The organism is Bergeyella cardium (genome assembly GCF_003614945.1).
Classification (GTDB): Bacteria; Bacteroidota; Bacteroidia; order Flavobacteriales; family Weeksellaceae; genus Bergeyella_A; species Bergeyella_A cardium.
Genome location: NZ_QYCZ01000001.1, coordinates 1733047 through 1751566 on the forward strand (window position 1 = coordinate 1733047; position 18520 = coordinate 1751566).

At 40.5% G+C, this 18520-nt stretch carries 13 protein-coding genes, 1 rRNA gene and 1 other annotated feature; of the genes, 6 read left to right on the forward strand and 8 right to left on the reverse strand.

The window, feature by feature from the left end; translation table 11 throughout:
• Positions 1-49 precede the first annotated feature (49 nt).
• Positions 50-2796, reverse strand: a 23S ribosomal RNA gene (locus D8991_RS07855).
• A 198-nt stretch (positions 2797-2994) separates the two neighbouring features.
• Positions 2995-3529 (reverse strand) — a sequence feature (16S ribosomal RNA rRNA prediction is too short).
• A 556-nt stretch (positions 3530-4085) separates the two neighbouring features.
• Here D8991_RS07855 and D8991_RS07865 point away from each other — a divergent pair.
• A complete protein-coding gene (locus D8991_RS07865; protein WP_120489576.1) occupies positions 4086-6182 on the forward strand; it encodes a type IA DNA topoisomerase in 2097 nt (698 codons plus the stop codon).
• Positions 6183-6575: 393 nt separating this feature from the next.
• Positions 6576-7370: a patatin-like phospholipase family protein gene (locus tag D8991_RS07870; protein WP_120489577.1), complete on the forward strand. Its 795-nt coding sequence runs from the start codon at positions 6576-6578 to the stop codon at positions 7368-7370.
• Between the two features lie 50 nt (positions 7371-7420).
• Here D8991_RS07870 and D8991_RS09120 read toward each other — a convergent pair whose 3' ends face one another.
• From D8991_RS09120 to D8991_RS07890, 5 genes are all read right to left on the reverse strand, one after another.
• Positions 7421-7555, reverse strand: a complete 135-nt coding sequence (locus D8991_RS09120; RefSeq protein WP_260392787.1) for a hypothetical protein — start codon at positions 7553-7555, stop codon at positions 7421-7423.
• Positions 7556-7605: 50 nt separating this feature from the next.
• Positions 7606-8196, reverse strand: a complete 591-nt coding sequence (locus D8991_RS07875; protein ID WP_120489578.1) for an RNA polymerase sigma factor — start codon at positions 8194-8196, stop codon at positions 7606-7608.
• Between the two features lie 195 nt (positions 8197-8391).
• Positions 8392-8883, reverse strand: a complete 492-nt coding sequence (locus D8991_RS07880) for a hypothetical protein (RefSeq protein WP_120489579.1) — start codon at positions 8881-8883, stop codon at positions 8392-8394.
• 62 nt (positions 8884-8945) lie between these two features.
• The gene (gene metK, locus D8991_RS07885) at positions 8946-10220 is read right to left on the reverse strand and encodes a methionine adenosyltransferase (protein WP_120489580.1); all 1275 of its coding nucleotides are present in this window, start codon (positions 10218-10220) and stop codon (positions 8946-8948) included.
• 181 nt (positions 10221-10401) lie between these two features.
• Positions 10402-11346 (reverse strand): hydrogen peroxide-inducible genes activator, encoded by a 945-nt coding sequence (locus D8991_RS07890; RefSeq protein WP_120489581.1) that lies wholly within the window; start codon positions 11344-11346, stop codon positions 10402-10404.
• Between the two features lie 91 nt (positions 11347-11437).
• On the opposite strand from D8991_RS07890, the gene D8991_RS07895 reads away from it, so the two are divergent.
• The 4 genes from D8991_RS07895 to xerD all read left to right on the forward strand — a co-directional run bounded on the left by D8991_RS07895 (position 11438) and on the right by xerD (position 14912).
• Complete coding sequence (locus D8991_RS07895; RefSeq protein ID WP_120489582.1) at positions 11438-12832, forward strand: catalase; 1395 nt, start codon at positions 11438-11440, stop codon at positions 12830-12832.
• Positions 12833-13163: 331 nt separating this feature from the next.
• Complete coding sequence (locus D8991_RS07900; RefSeq protein ID WP_120489583.1) at positions 13164-13613, forward strand: deoxycytidylate deaminase; 450 nt, start codon at positions 13164-13166, stop codon at positions 13611-13613.
• Entirely contained in the window at positions 13591-14004 is a 414-nt protein-coding gene (locus D8991_RS07905; protein WP_120489584.1) for a YybH family protein, read from the forward strand. Before D8991_RS07900 ends, D8991_RS07905 begins: the two co-directional genes overlap by 23 nt.
• Positions 14004-14912, forward strand: a complete 909-nt coding sequence (gene xerD, locus D8991_RS07910; RefSeq protein WP_120489585.1) for a site-specific tyrosine recombinase XerD — start codon at positions 14004-14006, stop codon at positions 14910-14912. Before D8991_RS07905 ends, xerD begins: the two co-directional genes overlap by 1 nt.
• A gap of 416 nt (positions 14913-15328) precedes the next feature.
• Here xerD and D8991_RS07915 read toward each other — a convergent pair whose 3' ends face one another.
• Complete coding sequence (locus D8991_RS07915) at positions 15329-17389, reverse strand: BACON domain-containing protein (RefSeq protein WP_162926756.1); 2061 nt, start codon at positions 17387-17389, stop codon at positions 15329-15331.
• A gap of 6 nt (positions 17390-17395) precedes the next feature.
• Complete coding sequence (locus tag D8991_RS07920) at positions 17396-18247, reverse strand: tail fiber domain-containing protein (RefSeq protein ID WP_120488473.1); 852 nt, start codon at positions 18245-18247, stop codon at positions 17396-17398.
• Between the last annotated feature and the right edge of the window lie 273 nt (positions 18248-18520).

An 18520-nucleotide genomic window follows, 5' to 3' on the forward strand; every position in this document is an offset into this window, starting at 1 on the left:
CCACAAAGACAAAACCTACTATCGCACTTATAAATACCCAAACAACCAAGGCTATAAATCTACGGGTAATTAGTATTACTCGGCTATGATGTTACCACCTTTACACCTGTAACCTATCTACGTCATCTTCTCTAACGACCCTTAAAAGATGTCTCATCTTGAGGCAGGTTTCGCACTTATATGCTTTCAGTGCTTATCCTTTCCAAACTTAGCTACTCAGCGGTGCACCTGGCGGTACAACTGATACACCAGAGGTTTGTTCAACACGGTCCTCTCGTACTAGTGTCAAGCCCTCGCAAACATCTAACGCCCGCAATAGATAGAGACCGAACTGTCTCACGACGTTCTGAACCCAGCTCGCGTGCCACTTTAATGGGCGAACAGCCCAACCCTTGGGACCTTCTCCAGCCCCAGGATGTGACGAGCCGACATCGAGGTGCCGAACCTCCCCGTCGATGTGAGCTCTTGGGGGAGACTAGCCTGTTATCCCCGGAGTACCTTTTATCCTATGAGCGATGGCCCTTCCATTCGGAACCACCGGATCACTATGTCCTGCTTTCGCACCTGATCGACTTGTAGGTCTCACAGTCAAGCACCCTTTTGCCATTACACTCTACGCACGGTTACCAAGCGTGCTGAGGGTACCTTTGAAAGCCTCCGTTACTCTTTTGGAGGCGACCACCCCAGTCAAACTACCCACCACGCAATGTCCTTCCATACAGAAGTTAGGCTCCAAGTAAGCAAAGGGTGGTATTTCAACAACGGCTCCACAAACACTTGCGTGCCCGCTTCTTAGCCTCCCACCTATCCTACACATTACTTACTCAAAGTCAATACGAAGTTATAGTAAAGGTTCACAGGGTCTTTTCGTCCCATTGCGGGTAATCGGCATCTTCACCGATACTACAATTTCACCGAGCTCGTGGCTGAGACAGTGCCCAGATCGTTACACCATTCGTGCAGGTCGGAACTTACCCGACAAGGAATTTCGCTACCTTAGGACCGTTATAGTTACGGCCGCCGTTTACTGGGGCTTCAGTCAATGCCTTCGCTTACGCTAAGCACCTCCCTTAACCTTCCAGCACCGGGCAGGTGTCAGACCCTATACAGCATCTTTCGATTTAGCAGAGTCCTGTGTTTTTGATAAACAGTCGCCTGGGCCTCTTCACTGCGGCCCTCCCAGAGGAGGGCGTCTCTTATTCCGAAGTTACGAGACTATTTTGCCTAGTTCCTTAGCCACGACTCACTCGAGCACCTTAGGATTCTCTCCTCGACTACCTGTGTCGGTTTTGGTACGGGTTGCTTCACTCGCTTTTCTTGGATCCAGTTACTATACAACAACTTCGCCCGTAGGCTAGGTCTTAACTATTCCGTCAGTCTTCAGTATCCTGGCTGAACCGTCACTTTTACCGTGAGCAAGTTAGGGAATATTAACCCTATGTCCATCCACTACCCCTCTCGGGTTCGCGTTAGGCCCCGACTAACCCTCAGCTGATTAGCATGGCTGAGGAAACCTTAGTCTTTCGGTGAGCGGGTTTCTCGCCCGCTTTATCGTTACTTATGCCTACATTTTCTTTTCTATAAGCTCCACATTACCTCACAGTAATGCTTCTGCGCCGATAGAATGCTCTCCTACCGATGATTTATATCATCCCACAGCTTCGGTAATATGCTTATGCCCGATTATTATCCATGCCGAACCGCTCGACTAGTGAGCTGTTACGCACTCTTTAAATGAATGGCTGCTTCCAAGCCAACATCCTAGCTGTCTATGCAGTTCAACCGCGTTGCTTCAACTTAGCATATATTTGGGGACCTTAGCTGGTGGTCCGGGTTCTTTCCCTCTCGGACATGGACCTTAGCACCCATGCCCTCACTGCCGACCAACATTTATTAGCATTCGGAGTTTGTCAGGAATTGGTAGGCGGTGAAACCCCCGCATCCAATCAGTAGCTCTACCTCTAATAAACTATCATCGACGCTGCACCTAAATGCATTTCGGAGAGTACGAGCTATCTCCCAGTTTGATTGGCCTTTCACCCCTACCCACAGGTCATCCGAAGACTTTTCAACGTCAACCGGTTCGGTCCTCCACTTTGTGTTACCAAAGCTTCAACCTGCCCATGGGTAGATCACAAGGTTTCGCGTCTAATCCCACTAACTATTCGCCCTATTCAGACTCGCTTTCGCTTCGGCTCCGGTACTTAATACCTTAACCTCGCTAGTAAAATTAACTCGTAGGCTCATTATGCAAAAGGCACGCCGTCACAGCTTATGCTGCTCCGACCGCTTGTAGGCGTACGGTTTCAGGTTCTCTTTCACCCTTCTATTCGAAGTGCTTTTCACCTTTCCTTCACAGTACTTGTTCACTATCGGTCTTTCAGGAGTATTTAGCCTTGGAGGATGGTCCCCCCTTATTCAAACAGGATTTCACGTGTCCCGCCCTACTCTTTTATTCACTTATATATGCCTTTCATATACGGGGCTTTCACCCTCTATGGCTATCCTTTCCAGAATATTCTATTAAACATATATATGCTTTTGGGCTAATCCGCTTTCGCTCGCCACTACTTACGGAATCTCTTCGATTTCTTTTCCTCCGGGTACTTAGATGTTTCAGTTCTCCGGGTTCGCTCACCTTACGGTGTAATAAGTCTTCAACTTATTGGGTTGCCCCATTCGGATATCTACGGATCATTTCGTGTGTGCCAATCCCCGTAGCTTTTCGCAGCTTACCACGTCCTTCTTCGCCTCTGAAAGCCTAGGCATCCGCCATACGCCCTTAACGATTTCTTTCCTCTTTTAAGGTTACTCAAGCACTTATAAGTGCTCGGTTTTCTCTTTGTGATGTCTTTACCGTAAATGTCAATGATCTGTATTCTCGCCTTCCATTCTAAGCAACAGGCTGTATGCTCATACTTAGTCCCTGTTTTTCCTAAAACTTCTAGCTTATAACCCAAAAATTAAAATTCTTAATCCCTGAGCTCCTGTGGAGAATAAGGGAGTCGAACCCTTGACCTCCTGGGAGTTAGCCGGTGCTTATTCATATAGTACCTTCAGCTACCCTCACGAGAGTAGGTTTATCCCTATATAAAAGAAGTTTACAATCCATAGAACCGTCGTCCTTCACGCGGGATGGCTGGATCAGGCTTCCACCCATTGTCCAATATTCCTCACTGCTGCCTCCCGTAGGAGTCTGGGCCGTGTCTCAGTCCCAGTGTGGGGGATCACCCTCTCAGGCCCCCTAAAGATCATCGCCTTGGTAAGCCGTTACCTTACCAACTAGCTAATCTTGCGCGTGCCCATCTCTATCCGCCAAAGCTTTCAATATCCCCAGATGCCCAGAAATATATTATGCGGTATTAATCTCCCTTTCGGAAGGCTATCCCCCAGATAAAGGCAGGTTGCACACGTGTTACGCACCCGTACGCCGCTCTCATTATTCATTAGCAAGCTAATAAACAACTCCCGCTCGGCTTGCATGTGTTAGGCCTCCCGCTAGCGTTCATCCTGAGCCAGGATCAAACTCTCCATTGTAAAGTTTTTTAACCTGGACTCACTCAAAGTTCTCATACTATTCGTATGTACGCTCTAGTTTTTCCTTACTTGGTTGTATCTGTTTTCTATCAATGATCTCTATTCCTTACAAATCCCAAAAACTATATCCCGTTCCAGATTTGCGAGTGCAAAAATAATACTTTTTTATTTACTAGCAAATTTTTTCAAAACTTTTTTTAAAACTTTTTTCCAAAGCCCTAAAAATCGCCCCCAAAATACCACCTATGTAGTATATAAAACCTGCCTTATATCAAATATCACTCCTGCTCCCCCCTCAATGGGACCGCAAAAATAAGAACAATCACCCTTATCTAACAAATACTTTCCCACACCCCCCATATAAACAACTGATTATAACTATGAAAAATTTTAAAAGAAAGGAAATTAATTCTCCTTACAATGATTATTTTTTAAGTTTTAATAAAAAAAACTCCTTAATATATAATAAGAAAAACACCTTCCTGAAAGCAATAAAAAGTTTTCGCAGGTTTATTTTGTATTTTTGCCTTCCTCAAAATTGAAGAACTGTGAAACTATGCATAGCCGAAAAGCCCAGTGTAGCAAGAGATATAGCAAAGGTTCTAGGTGCTACAACTTCCAAAAATGGTTTTATGGAAGGGAATGGGTATTGGGTAACTTGGACTTTCGGGCATCTGTGTACGCTTAAAGAACCACACGATTATTCTCCTGACCTGAAAGCTTGGAACCTTTTCAGTCTGCCGATTATTCCCAAGAGCTTTGGAATTAAACTCATTGACAATAAGGGCGTGGAAAATCAGTTCAAAATTATTGAAAAGCTGGTGCAGGACTGCGAAGAAGTTATCAACTGTGGTGATGCAGGGCAGGAAGGAGAGCTCATCCAGCGATGGGTACTCCAAAAGGCAAAATGTAGCAAGCCTGTAAAGCGGCTTTGGATTTCATCATTGACGGAAGACGCCATAAAGGAGGGGTTTGAAAACCTCAAGCCCGAGAAAGATTATCAGAATCTCTATCTGGCAGGCAATGCAAGAGCAATTGGAGACTGGCTTCTCGGTATCAATGCAACGAGACTATACACAAAGAAATTCGGCGGGAATAAAGCTGTACTCTCTATTGGGCGAGTGCAAACGCCAACACTCGCAATGATTGTACAGCGGCAAAAGGAAATCAACAGCTTTAAAACAGAGGAATACTGGGAGCTCAAAACCAAGTATAGAGAGGTTATCTTCAATGCTGATATCGACCGACTGAAAACAGAGGAAAGAGCAGAGAAAGGACTTGATTACCTAAAACTCCACCCTTTTGAAATCATCAATTTTGAGATAAAGGAAGGGAAAGAAAAGAACCCACGCCTCTTTGACCTCACCGCTCTACAAGTAGAAGCAAATAAGAAATATGGCTTTTCTGCCGAGCAAACGCTGAATTACATCCAATCTTTATACGAGAAAAAGCACACCACCTACCCAAGGGTAGACACCACCTATCTCTCCGAGAGCCTGCACCCTAAAATTGAGGGAATCCTCAGGAGTATGCACTTCTATTCAGAGCTTACTGCCCCCCTACTCATCCAACCCATCCCAAAAACAAAGGCGGTCTTCGACGATACAAAAGTTACCGACCACCACGCCATTATCCCAACCGAAATAGCGCCCAGCTCGTCATTACCAAAAGAAGAAAAGATGATTTATGACCTTGTAGCAAGGAGATTCATCGCGGTATTTTATCCGGAATGCAAGATTTCCAATACTCTGGTAGAGGGTAAGGTGGGCTCTATTCCCTTTAAGGCAAGTGGAAAGCAGACCCTCAAGCCTGGATGGAAAGAAGTCTATGCCCACGAAAAGAAAGAGAAGTCCAAAAAAGATGAAGAGCAGGAGATTCCTGAATTTACGATTGGGGAAAAGGGCGAGCATCAGCCATACATCCATAAAGGAAAGACTACGCCGCCTAAATTCTATACCGAAGCCAGCCTTTTAAGAGCGATGGAAACCGCAGGAAAGCAAGTAGAAGATGAAGAACTTCGTGAAATGCTTAAAAATAACGGAATCGGTCGGCCATCGACAAGAGCAAATATTATAGAAACACTTTTTAAGAGAAAATATATAGAGAAGCGAAAGAAAAACCTCATCGCAACCGCTACGGGGATTGATTTAATAGATACCATTGATGATGAACTCCTCAAAAGCCCCGAACTGACAGGCGAATGGGAATTTAAACTAAGAAAAATAGAACGAGGAGACTACCCCGCAAGTGCATTTAAAGACGAACTGATAGAGATGGTTACTGCCCTCACTCAAAAAGTGATTTACAGCAAAGGGAAAGCAGTCTCTTTCCAAGAAAAGAGTGATGAAAAGACTAAAAAAGAACCTAAAAAGACTAAAAATATAGATGAAATCCTCTGCCCAAAATGCGAAACCCATAAAATCATAAAAGGGAAAACTGCCTACGGATGCTCCGATTTTAAGAACTGTGGATTTAAAATCCCCTTCATTATCTTTGGCAAGAAACTTACCGATAAACAACTCCTCACCCTCATAGAAAAAGGAAAAACTACAAAGCTAAAAGGCTTTACAGAAGCCCCAGAAAACAAAACCGAAGGTAAAATTATACTCAGCAATACATTCTCCCTAAACATTGAAACCCACTAGCGTGGGGAGCACTTTACAGGTGGCACACTTACTATAAACTAACCGCTATAAGCTATTTAATCCCCCCCCCTTATAAGTTATTGATATTCAAAACCATAGAGAAAGCAAAAAAACTGACTGCGTTTTTCAAAAGACTGACTCCGTTTTTCAAAAAACTGACTGAGTTTTTTTAGAGGCTGACTGTCTTCCTAAAAAAACAGAGCTTAATTTTCTAAAAAGTTAGGTGCGTTTTTCTCACTCTTACCTAAATAAAGCTCCATTCTACTGCCTACACTATTGGTGCCAGAGTATAAGAAACGTTAAATTTTATAAATACTTGCAGATAGATTAGTAGATTTTGATACTTTTACAGTGCGAAGACTGAGAAAGCCTCCAAACTGAAAACAACAACTGATGACAAAAAAAGAATTAAAGGTAAAAAAGCCTGAAAAAACAGGTCTGGTACTCTCGGGAGGAGGAACGAAAGGCGTAGCACACGCGGGAGTACTTCAATTCTTAAAAGAAAAAGAAATAACACCCGAAATACTCGCTTGTTGCAGTGCAGGGTCTATCGTGGGAAGTCTTTATGCCATTGGGAAAAGCCCTGATGAGATTGTAGAATTTTTTAAATCCATTTACTTTTTCAATTGGAAGCATTTTGCTTTTAATCAACCTGGATTGATTTCCTCAAAAATATTCAGAACTTATCTGAAACCTATTTTTGGAGATATGAAAATTGGCGAACTGCAAAAGGAAGTGCGAATAGTAGCAACGGAGCTCGTAAGTGGAAAGCAGATTATTTTTAATGATGATTTCCAAGTGGTAGATGCGATTATCGCCTCTTGCTCGGTACCTGGAGTCTCTACTCCGTATGTGGTGGGGCAGGAAATGTATAGCGATGGAGGGATTCTGAATAACTTCCCCGCGGATATTATCAAGGGAGATTGTAATAAGATGATTGGAGTATTCGTCTCACCATTACAAGATGTAGAACTCAACGATCTGAAAACAATAAAATCAGTAGTCTCCCGCTCGTATGACCTGCTCTCTTATCGAGTAGAGCGGTATAAATTCAAGCATTGCGACTGGTTTATCACCTCAAAAGAACTCTCCAGATACGGTATGTTTGAACGAAAACCCGAAACGCTAAACGAAATCTATGATATAGGCTACAGAGCAGCAAGCCAGTCTTATAGTAAAGATTTCTAAAACAAAAAGCACCTTATTTCTAAGGTGCCTACATAAAAAACAAATCTAAATTAGTTCTTAGCAACACTAAACTTTTTAGTTCCTACTGTTATAGTTTCTAAGCTCTTAGAGAAATCCAAAAGGAACTTAATGGTTTGCTTTTTTGCTTTCAGATTTCCTTTCTTAAAAATATAAATTTTACCCATCGGCTTATGATTTTTTAGTCAATAATAAAAACGCCGATGATTTTAAAATATTATCTAGTGAGTATAATATTTTTTTCGTCCATTATCTTACGAAGATTAATAAGAGCATAGCGCACCCTGCCAAGTGTGGTATTGATACTGGTCTCGGTATGTTCAGCGATTTCTTTAAAGCTAAGCCCATCAAAAAATCGGAGTTTTACGACCTCCTGCTGATTGGCAGGAAGGAGGTGGAGCATCTTATGAAGATCCTGAAAAATCTGTGCAGTAACGAGCTGGTCTTCTATATTATCAGAAGGCTCACGGATAATATCAAAGATGGAGAATTCTTCATTCTCAAAAGTAGTCTCGGAGATTTTTTTGTTTTTAGACTTTAACCTGTAATGGTCTATAATGAGATTATGAGCAATCCTTTTCGCCCAAACGATAAACTTGCCCTCGTCATTATAACGACCTTCTTTTAGGGTAATGATAATCTTAACGAAAGTATCCTGAAAGATATCATTAGCAAGTTCTTCATCCATTAGCTTATAATAGATAAAAGAGAAAAGCTCAGATTCATACTTTTTGATAAGAGAAGCGAGAGCTGCTTCATTGCCATTTTGATACTCAGTAATCAATAGCTTATCACATTTTACACTCATACTTTTCGCATTAAATCTTGATAAAGACCTATGGATCTTTATCTGTATAGACATTAAATTTAAATAATACTGAGTAGAGATTTATTCCTATAAGCTTTGATTTTAATCTTAATTAGGCGACAAAGTTAATAATATTTTATAAACAATTAATACTTTTTAAGAAAATAAAATTCTTAAATAAGACAAATATATCTATCACTGTCTAGAAGGACAAGAAAAAAAAGGATAAAGAGGAATATTTAATGAAAAATTAAGATTAAAACCTTGTAATTCCTTGCCATTAACCCCATCCTTATCAATAGAAAAAGCATAACCTGCGGTAAGATCTATAATTCCTATAAGGCTAATACCAAATTTCGGAGCGATGTATTTAGGAGTAAATTCAGCAGAGCCAATGAAATAATAAGGATGATTAATATATACATCTTTTTCAAAATTGAATAAAATATCTGCATTTACCTTCGGAATAGCACGGAAAGAAGAATTGACAGAACCCAAAAGAGCCGAAGCACCAATGCGGTAAAGCAGATCATCATTACCGTGAAAAAAAACCAACTTACCTCCTACCTCTACAAAAGATTGATTCTGGTACTGATAGCCAAGACTGGCAAACTCATACCGACTCAGCTGAGCAAAAGAAACCTGAAGACCCAAAACGAGGGCAATAATTGCAAATATCTTTTTCATAAGTGTGTTTGTAATTCTAAAATTAGGGAATGATGAAGCACCACTCCCTAATGTATTTCATTTTATAAACCGAATTCTCGCTTGATATCTTCCACCCTATCGAGTTTTTCCCAAGTGAAAAATTCAAGGTTATCTATCGTAACTTTCTCACCATTATTCTTGTGGAAAGTCTTACTGCCTACATAATAATCCTTACCCATATGACCATAGGAAGCGGTCTCTTGGTAAATCGGATTTCTCAATTTAAGATTTTGCTCGATGGCGTAAGGTCTTAAATCAAACAAAGCCTTTACTTTCTCTGCAATCTGCCCATCAGTTAAATCTACTTTGGAAGTACCATAAGTATTAATATATAAACCGCAAGGCTCTGCTACACCAATAGCATAAGAAACCTGAACCAAAACCTCATCTGCTACCCCAGCAGCTACTAAATTTTTAGCAATATGGCGAGTAGCATAAGCACCGCTTCTATCTACTTTTGAAGGGTCTTTCCCTGAGAAAGCACCACCACCGTGAGCCCCCTTACCACCATAGGTATCTACGATAATCTTCCTACCTGTAAGCCCTGTATCTCCGTGAGGACCACCGATAACAAACTTACCAGTAGGGTTTATATGATACTTAATCTGCTCATTAAAGAGGTCTCGAATCTCTGGTTTTTGCTTTTCTTTTACTCTTGGAATGAGAATTTCCAGAATATCTTTTCGGATTTTTGCGAGCATCGCTTCATCGCTGGCAAAATCATCGTGCTGAGTAGAGACAACGATGGAATCTATCCGCACAGGCTTATGGTCATCGGAATACTCAATCGTAACCTGAGACTTAGCATCTGGGCGTAGGTATGGAATGGTGCCCGACTTCCTAAGCTCAGATAATTCCTTCAATATAGAATGGGCTAAATCTAATGCCAGAGGCATATAGTTTTCGGTTTCATTGGTTGCATAACCGAACATCATCCCTTGGTCGCCCGCTCCCTGTGCATTGGCTCTTTCCTCAAAAGAATCTCCTGTAAGCCTGTCCACCCCTTGGTTTATATCAGGGGACTGCTCGTGGATAGCAGAGATTACCCCACAGGAATCACCATTAAACATATACTCACCTTTGGTATAACCAATCTGGTTGATGACCTCTCTTGCAATGGTCTGTACATCGAGGTAAGCCTGAGACTTTACCTCGCCTGCAAGCACTACCTGACCTGTGGTAACAAGGGTTTCGCAAGCGACCTTAGACTTCTTATCAAAAGCCAAGAAATGGTCTATCAACGCATCTGAAATCTGATCTGCAATTTTATCAGGATGCCCTTCTGAAACGGACTCTGATGTAAATAAATACGACATTTTTTTATTTTTAAACAAGAAGAAAAAAGGAGAAATACACTATAAAAAAATGCTAAAAGAGAAAATCTGTTTTAGCATTTTTTATTGAGGTTGCAATCAGCCAAATTTTTCCTCCAAGAAATTTCTGGCAAATTTAAACACTATATTCTTAATAGCAAAAACTATCTTTTAATATATTTTACTATTGTGGTTCTATATTCACATAATCCTGTGGCATCTTATTATAATTGAGCTTATTGCCTACAGATTCTCTAATAAACTTCACAAACTCATCAATAATCTTCTGCTTATAAGTGGGTTTATAATAAATAATACTCATCTCTCGATAAGGGAATGGCTTTCGGAAACGGCTTACTTTTTTCCTTTGCTTATCCGATAGCTGCTCTACAGCAAGCTCTGGAAGAATGGAAATACCCCCAACCTTATCCACCATCTGAACTACTGTACCAATATTAGAAGGAGAAAGTTCCAAATTTTTTGGTTTCAGAGCGTTTTCTTTCAGGTGACAAATATTTTCAAACTGTACACGCAGGCAATTGCCCTCCTCCAGTAGCCATACTTTATCGGCTTCTACTTCCTCAGGAGCTACAAACCTGTCGCTTACCAAATCATTGGAGGAATAGAGCATCAGCTCTTCATTAAAGAGAACATCTCCGTAGAATTCCCGAGCGGCTTCGTATGGAGTAGCAATAATCCCAGCATCCAGTTCCCCACTTTTAAGAGACTTGATGATATTCTCAGTAGTCATTTCCTTAATATTAAAGGTAATCCGTTCATTATTTCTGAGGAAATCAAAAACTTCATTCGGGACAATAAAGGATGATACGGTAGGGATTACCCCAAGATTCAGATTCCCTGCTAAAACATTATTGAGCTGAATGGCTTTATTTTTCAGCTCATTTACTGAATCTATTACCTGCTTTGCCTGATTGATTATTTGCTCACCCATATCCGTAGTTCTGATAGGATGAGAAGTGCGGTCAAAGATTTTTACATCAAGCTCTTCCTCGAATTTCTGAATCATCGCACTAAGGGTAGGTTGAGTAATGAAACACGCTTGTGCAGCCTTTCCAAAGTGTTTGTACTTATCTACTGCTATAAGGTATTCTAACTGTTGGATGTTCATATTATTTAGTTTTGTAGCTCACAAATATATAGAAGATTTTGTATTCAATCCCTTTTTTTACATTAAATTTGTGGGAATTAAAGTCTAAAAAATGAAAAGAGATAAAACAATTGACTCTTTTGAAAGTATGTATAATAAAAGTACCTCTTCTGAACCTCTAAACGCTCATTCTATTGAGGATTTTGCTCTTAATGAGAAGATGGCGCACTTTGTAAGAGAGATTATTCCCGAGAGAATCATCTATGCAAAAGGTTCAGGAGCCTATGGTACTTTTACCGTTACTCAAGATATTCGCCCGTATACCAAAGCTCAAATTTTCTCAAAGGTGGGGAATAGCTGTAAGGTCTTTGCTCGCTTTTCTCCTACGATTGGGGAGGCGGGCAGTAGCGATATAGAAAGGGATATAAGAGGGTTTTCAATAAAGTTTTATACTGAGCAGGGCAATTGGGATTTGGTCGGCAGTAGCTCGCCAGTGTTTTATATAAAGGATGCTAAAAAATTCCCTGCACTGATTCGCTCGCAGAAAAAAAATCCTAAAACCCATCTGAAATCCTCTGCTTTGGCGTGGGATTTCTGGTCTCAAAATCCAGAGTCTCTGCACCAAGTTCTCATCCTGATGTCCAGCCGAGGAATCCCTTATGGCTACAGATATATGAATGGCTATGGGGGGCATACTTTTTCTATAATTAACCAGCATAATGAGAGGGTTTGGGTAAAATTTCACCTGAAAACTCAGCAGGGAATAAAGAACTTCAGTAATGCTGAAGCAGAAGAAATAAAAGCTCAAAACCCGGACTTCTCACAAGAAGACCTCATCCGTGCTATTGAGAGCAAAAACTTTCCTAAATGGACGCTCTACATACAGGTAATGACCGATGAACAGGCAATGGACTTCCGATGGAACCCATTTGATGTTACCAAAGTATGGCCTCAGGAGGAGTTCCCACTAATAGAAGCGGGAGTACTAGAGCTCAACCAAATACCTGAAGATTATTTTACCAGCGTGGAGCAGTCGGCATTCTCACCGAGCAATGTAGTTGAAGGCATCAGCTTCTCGCCAGACAGGGTACTGCAAGGGCGTATCACTACCTATTTTGATGCTCAAAGGTACCGACTGGGCAACAGCGCCTACCAGATCGAAGTGAATAAAAACCCTTTTACACAAGAGCCTTCTTACGGAGACAGCAATGGCATTAATCCCTTCCATTTTGAGAGGAATGAAACCGATAGCGACCACTATACCCAAGCGGGGACTTTTTACTCCAAAGTTCTGAGTACAGATGAAAAGGAAATCCTCATTCAAAACATCGTAAGCAGTATGAAGAGCATTAGTGGAGAGAGAAGAGAGGAAATCATTAACCGACAACTCTGCCACTTCTTCCGTGCAAATATAGAACTGGGGATGAAGGTAGCCCTCGGTCTCGGAATAGATATAGACGCCAGTATAATGAGCTCTGCAAACGGAAGCCACCCTAAAACCCACTAAGAGGGCGATTACTATTTAGTAGCGCCGGCGCCAGCGAGGCACTTATTATAGATTATAGTTGTGAATTGGTCGCCAAAATAAAAAAATGAGCAATTAATAGTTGTGAATTGGCTGCCGAAATAAAAAAACGAGCAATTAATAGTTGTGAATTGGTCGCCAAAATAAAAAAATGAGCAATTAATAGTTGTGAATTGGTTGCCGAAATAAAAAAATAAGCAATTAATAGTTGTGAATTGGTCGCCGAAATAAAAAAGCAGGTTTCGGTTATTTAACCGACAGAAATAAAAAAATAAGTAGCGGTTAATTAACCGACGGTAGAAAAAAAATAAAAATGAAGCATAATAAATTTGATTTAGCCTATCTGAAAATGGCTTTAGAATGGGCAAAACTCTCCTACTGCGAAAGGAGGCAAGTGGGTGCCCTTATCGTAAAAGACAGAACCATTATTTCCGATGGGTTTAATGGTACGCCTTCTGGCTTTGAAAACTGCTGCGAAGACAGCGAAGGGAACACCCAATGGTATGTACTCCACGCAGAGGCAAACGCTATTCTAAAACTCGCAAGCTCCACCCAATCCGCAAAAGAGGCTACGCTCTACATCACCCTTTCGCCGTGCAAGGAGTGCAGCAAACTCATCTTGCAATCGGGCATCACGCGGGTAGTCTATATAGAAGAATACAAGGATATGGAGGGCATCAATCTGCTAAAAAGAGGAGGGATAGAGGTGATGAGAATTTCAAAACAAGAACTTTACCCCGATGAAAAAAATACTATTGCTTAGCCTTATCCTCCTCACCGCTTTCTGCTTCGGGCAGGAAAAGGAGATTCTAAAAGTCCTAAATGCCCAAAAGGAATCCTGGAACAGTGCCGACATAGAGGGCTATATGCAAGGCTACCACAAGAGCGATTCGCTAATGTTCATCGGGGCAGGAAAGGTGAGCTACGGCTGGCAAAACACACTCACCAGCTACCAAAAAGGCTATCCGACAAAAGAAGCAATGGGCATCCTCAGTTTTTCCAACATTAAAGTAAAACCCCTCGGCAGGAAATACGCCTTCGTAACAGGAAAATGGGAAATACAGAGAGCAGAGACAAAGCTAAAAGGGATATTCTCCCTCATCTTTCAGAAATTTAATCACGGCTGGAAAATCATTTCAGACCACACCGAATAATGACTTGGCAGGAAAGCATAACAGATTTTGCCCACTACTTAAAGTTTGAAAGAAATTTAAGCCAAAACACCCTGCTCGCCTACGAGAGAGACCTTAAAAAACTGCAAGCCTACGCCGAGCACTACCTCCCAGACTCTACCCCCGAGACGCTCTCCTATCCTCAATTGCAAGAATGCCTCTACCATTTCTCTAAGCAGGACTGGTCAGAACGCTCACAAGCCCGCTGGGTATCCTCCATAAAAGCCTACTTTAAGTACCTGATAGAAGATGAAATCCGCGAAGACAACCCCTCTGCCCTGCTCGACTCCCCCAAACAAGGGATTTACCTGCCCGACAGCCTCTCACAAGAGGAAATAGACCAGCTGCTCAGCGCCATAGACACCTCCACAAGCCTCGGCAAGCGAAACTACTGCATCATAGAGGTCTTGTACGGGTGCGGGCTAAGGGTTTCGGAGATGATAAGCCTCAAAATCTCCGATATCAATTTCAAAGAAAACTTTATAAAAGTAAATGGCAAAGGCAATAAGGTGCGCCTCGTACCCATAGCCGACTATACCCTGCAACTGATAAAAGACTACATCAACGGCATACGAGCAAGCATAAAAATAGCACCCCACTGCTCCGACTACCTCTTCCTGAGCGAAAGAACGGGCAAACCCCTCACCCGAGTGATGATTTTCACCTTTATAAAACAATATGCCCTGCTTGCCAACATCCAAAAGAAAATCTCCCCGCACACCTTTCGGCATTCCTTTGCTACCCACCTTTTGCAAAACGGTGCCGACCTCCGTTTTATCCAAGAAATGCTAGGGCATTCTAGCATTACCACAACCGAAATCTATACCCACCTCCAAACCGAAGAGCTCCACGCAACCATCCTCAACTTCCACCCAAGAAGCCACAGTTAGCTTTTGGCTGTTAGCTTCTGGCTATTGGCTTTAAGAAGTGGCTGGCTTCTGGCTATTAGCTTTTAGCTACACCTTGCACACCTTGCAGATGAGGCTCTTAGTACAGCAGACACTTACCACAAACTAACCGCACACCGCCAATTGCCAAAAGCCAGCTACCAGAAGCCAATTGCTATCTGCTATTTTTATAACCCTAATTCTATAAAAAAAGAAGAAAAATATTCCCACCACACCGATGATTGGAAATTTTACTCCTACTATACGAAAATCTGTCTATAAAAAAACAAACTTCAATTTTCTCAAAAAATTAGCTCCCCAATTGGGGAGCTAAACATAACAAAATACTAACAACTATAAAAACACACTGTACATAAGTACGAGGGGTTCTATATTCTTTTTGATACCTTACACCTCTATTAATCGTGGGTGAGGCGGTAGGTATATTGATAATTCTTAGTAAAAGAATAATAATCATAAAAATCCTTCCAACTCCCACATTGAATTGCCGGAGGCGCAGGACCAAAAACAGGACCATTATTGTAACAAGAAGAAGTAACAGTACATTCTCTACTCTTTCCATAGCTTTCGGTAAGACTATAACTTGATATATATTGGTCGTCTATATCTACTCCATTTTGAGTAGAAATAATACCCAATTTAAATTTATTTCCCAAATTTCTCGTATCAACGGAATACTTTAAATAGTGCTGAGCTTCACTTTGATCAGTTCTACGACATGTTACATAATCTGCATATCTATCATAATGTGTCGTTTCCGTCGTAGAAGAACTATTTGATATATGAGTTCCTAATAGATTTATTTTGTGATCTATACTATATTCTGTAAGATTGAAAAAGCTCTGACGATAATATTCTATTCTTCCATTTATAGGAAACCATACCATAGAACCTGTTTTATCATACAGATAAAAAGCATTACCATAACCATATTTTTGTTTAGAAAATACTTCTGAATCTAAGAGTACAGTATTAGAACTATTAATTGCCCAATTATTATACTTAGTATCTGCTGCTGGTATACGAGTAGGACTGTTATATGTATAGAGAAACGGCCTGTTCGGGATAAACCCTGCTATTTTTAGATCTTTCAGATCTTCCTCATCTGGAACTTTCCAGCCACTGCCTACACCTGCTTCCGTATATCCTGTAACCAAAGGATTATCATTCTTTAAGCCTGTCGTCCAAGTTCCTGCTTGTTCTTTATAATAAGATGAAGGAAGACTCTTATAGTGATCCAGTCGTTGATATACATAAGAGACATCCTTTGCATCTTCGGTAGCCCCTATATATTTTTTACTCCATCTTCTTCTTGCCTTGTGCTGCAGGTGAGATTGGGTTACGGCTGTATTATTAGAGTTCTTTAAGCCTACATCTTCCCAAGGCTCCCAGTCCCCATTTGCTTTTTGAAAAGAAATCTCTAAATCAATTTTTCGATCTGCATTGGTAAGGTTTTCTTTTAGCTGATATTCGTAGGCTATTATATCCCCTTTCCCATCATATTCATAATCATAATCTCCAAGTACAGGGTCAGGATGGGTATAGCTTCCTATAGGTCCTCCATTATACTTAATCCTCATTCTAAATTTGGTAGGTGAAGTTACCCAAGCAAAAAAACGCTCTGGACCAGGATTTACTTTACTTTTATAGACTGCTGGCACATCCCCATTCAGCTCCTTACCATATACATCCAAAATATTTGAGTATAAATATTTTGGTTTATAGTTCTGTACTACCTTTACAGTTCTTGTTAAATTTAAATTTTCTCTTTTAAAATAGATAGTTCTATTTGAAATTCTATCTGTATTATTTTCAGGATAATTATAAGTAACGGGTGTATGACCATTTACACTTGATGAACTTGGAGTTAATGATTCTCCCGCTATACTCAATCCGCTACTTGTCCAAGATCCATTTGAATAAACATTAATAGTAGTACTTCCTGCGTTATAATCTAATGTAAGAACTTCGGGATACACCTCAAATATGATTGCATTATCCAATAAATGCCATTTATTTCCTTCTACTCCTTCCCAATAGTGATTTAAGTAATAGATAATCTTCCCTACCTTATGAGAATGGGGATTATTTGGAAAACCTACAGGAGTAAAATTTCTATTCCTAAGAGGTCTATTTTGATCTTCCAAACGAATTACACTTCCATGGGTAGGAGTATATTTTATTTTTCCATTCTCAGTAGGAGCTTCGGCTACATTCTGCGCATGTTCATCTAAAGCTACATATTGCCCATTTGTACTGCTAGGATCCAATTGATTAGGAATACAGCCAAAAAGGTATGTTCCTCCCCAAGTCGCTACCTTTAATTGACCTGCTTTTAAAGTGATTTGTGGAGAACCGAACTTACAAGTTATAGATTGCTGTGGTGTAGACTGGGCAAAGGTTAAATACTGTAGCCCACTGACCAATAAGCCCAGTAGTATATATAATCTCTTCTTCATATCTTACTACTTTTTGCTTTTGTTTGCCTTTGAGCCTTTCCCTTCCAGTTTCTCTAATCTCCCTTCTAAGTCCTTTAGTTTTGCTTGTGATTCTTGCAACTCTTTTACAAGTAATGGTATTACCTGTATGTAGTTTACAGATTTATAACCATCGGAGCTTGTATTTACTAAGTGTGGATATACCTGCTCTATTTCCTGTGCAATAAAGCCGTACTGCAAATCTTTATTTCCTCCTCTTTTCTCTCCCTCTACATTCCAGTAATAAGACACAGGGCGAAGCGCAGCTAAGCTATTTGGCTGGGTTATGGGCTGTATCTCCCTCTTTAATCTCCTATCCGAATTCATATCAATAGATGTTACTTTCAGCATTCCCTGAACATCTACTGCTTCATTATTATTCCCTGCCTCTCGTTTAAACACAAGGCTTCCAGCATTTTTTATCGTTACCGTTCTGTCTGTTGAGATTTCACCATCGTCTGTATAAAGGGTTTTTACAGATGATGCTCCTGCTCCTATTACGGCTGTCCATTCCGTACCATTATAAAAATAGAAACCTTTGTTTTTTACATTTTTCACTGTGGTTTCAGCTCCTGTATAGCTTACATCATTTACATAAACCAGCGTAGATTCTTGCAGATTGGCTGGAGCTACTTTTGCTAATCTTTCCTTGCTCAGTCTTGGGATAAGTAAGCCTTCATTACTCGCATCGGCTTTTACCGCAGCATTCTCTTTAGAAGGATTTAAATCCAAAGTAGCCTTTGGTTCCTCTGTGTTTATTCCTACTTTCCCTTGATAATCTGTTTGTGCACTTGCTAATACTCCTGTTAGCAACATTGCAAAAAATAATTTTTGCTTCATACGATTTTATTTTAATGTTAATATTTAGTATTTTTTTTATTTTCTTTTGTTCTAATAGTATATTCAACTTCTCAGTTAAAACCAGCTCTATCATATATTCAATACAAAATACCCATTAGTCAGGTGTCTATAACACTCAACTAATGGGCATAGAACGCCAATAGCGTTATTTTCTTTGTGTTTAAAAGGAGATGTGTGTTTATAAATATTTTTCATCTATGCAAATTTTTGAGTGTTTTTTTACTTTATTTTATTTCCACAGTCGTGAATGAC

Coding starts and splice junctions, on each gene's coding strand:
- D8991_RS07890 (WP_120489581.1), bottom strand. CDS start 11,346: ATGAACATCCAACAGTTAGAATACCTTATAGCAGTAGATAAGTACAAA.
- D8991_RS07920 (WP_120488473.1), bottom strand. CDS start 18,247: ATGAAGCAAAAATTATTTTTTGCAATGTTGCTAACAGGAGTATTAGCA.
- D8991_RS07870 (WP_120489577.1), top strand. CDS start 6,576: ATGACAAAAAAAGAATTAAAGGTAAAAAAGCCTGAAAAAACAGGTCTG.
- D8991_RS07905 (WP_120489584.1), top strand. CDS start 13,591: ATGAAAAAAATACTATTGCTTAGCCTTATCCTCCTCACCGCTTTCTGC.
- D8991_RS07880 (WP_120489579.1), bottom strand. CDS start 8,883: ATGAAAAAGATATTTGCAATTATTGCCCTCGTTTTGGGTCTTCAGGTT.
- D8991_RS07900 (WP_120489583.1), top strand. CDS start 13,164: ATGAAGCATAATAAATTTGATTTAGCCTATCTGAAAATGGCTTTAGAA.
- D8991_RS07875 (WP_120489578.1), bottom strand. CDS start 8,196: ATGAGTGTAAAATGTGATAAGCTATTGATTACTGAGTATCAAAATGGC.
- D8991_RS07915 (WP_162926756.1), bottom strand. CDS start 17,389: ATGAAGAAGAGATTATATATACTACTGGGCTTATTGGTCAGTGGGCTA.
- xerD (WP_120489585.1), top strand. CDS start 14,004: ATGACTTGGCAGGAAAGCATAACAGATTTTGCCCACTACTTAAAGTTT.
- D8991_RS09120 (WP_260392787.1), bottom strand. CDS start 7,555: ATGGGTAAAATTTATATTTTTAAGAAAGGAAATCTGAAAGCAAAAAAG.
- metK (WP_120489580.1), bottom strand. CDS start 10,220: ATGTCGTATTTATTTACATCAGAGTCCGTTTCAGAAGGGCATCCTGAT.
- D8991_RS07895 (WP_120489582.1), top strand. CDS start 11,438: ATGAAAAGAGATAAAACAATTGACTCTTTTGAAAGTATGTATAATAAA.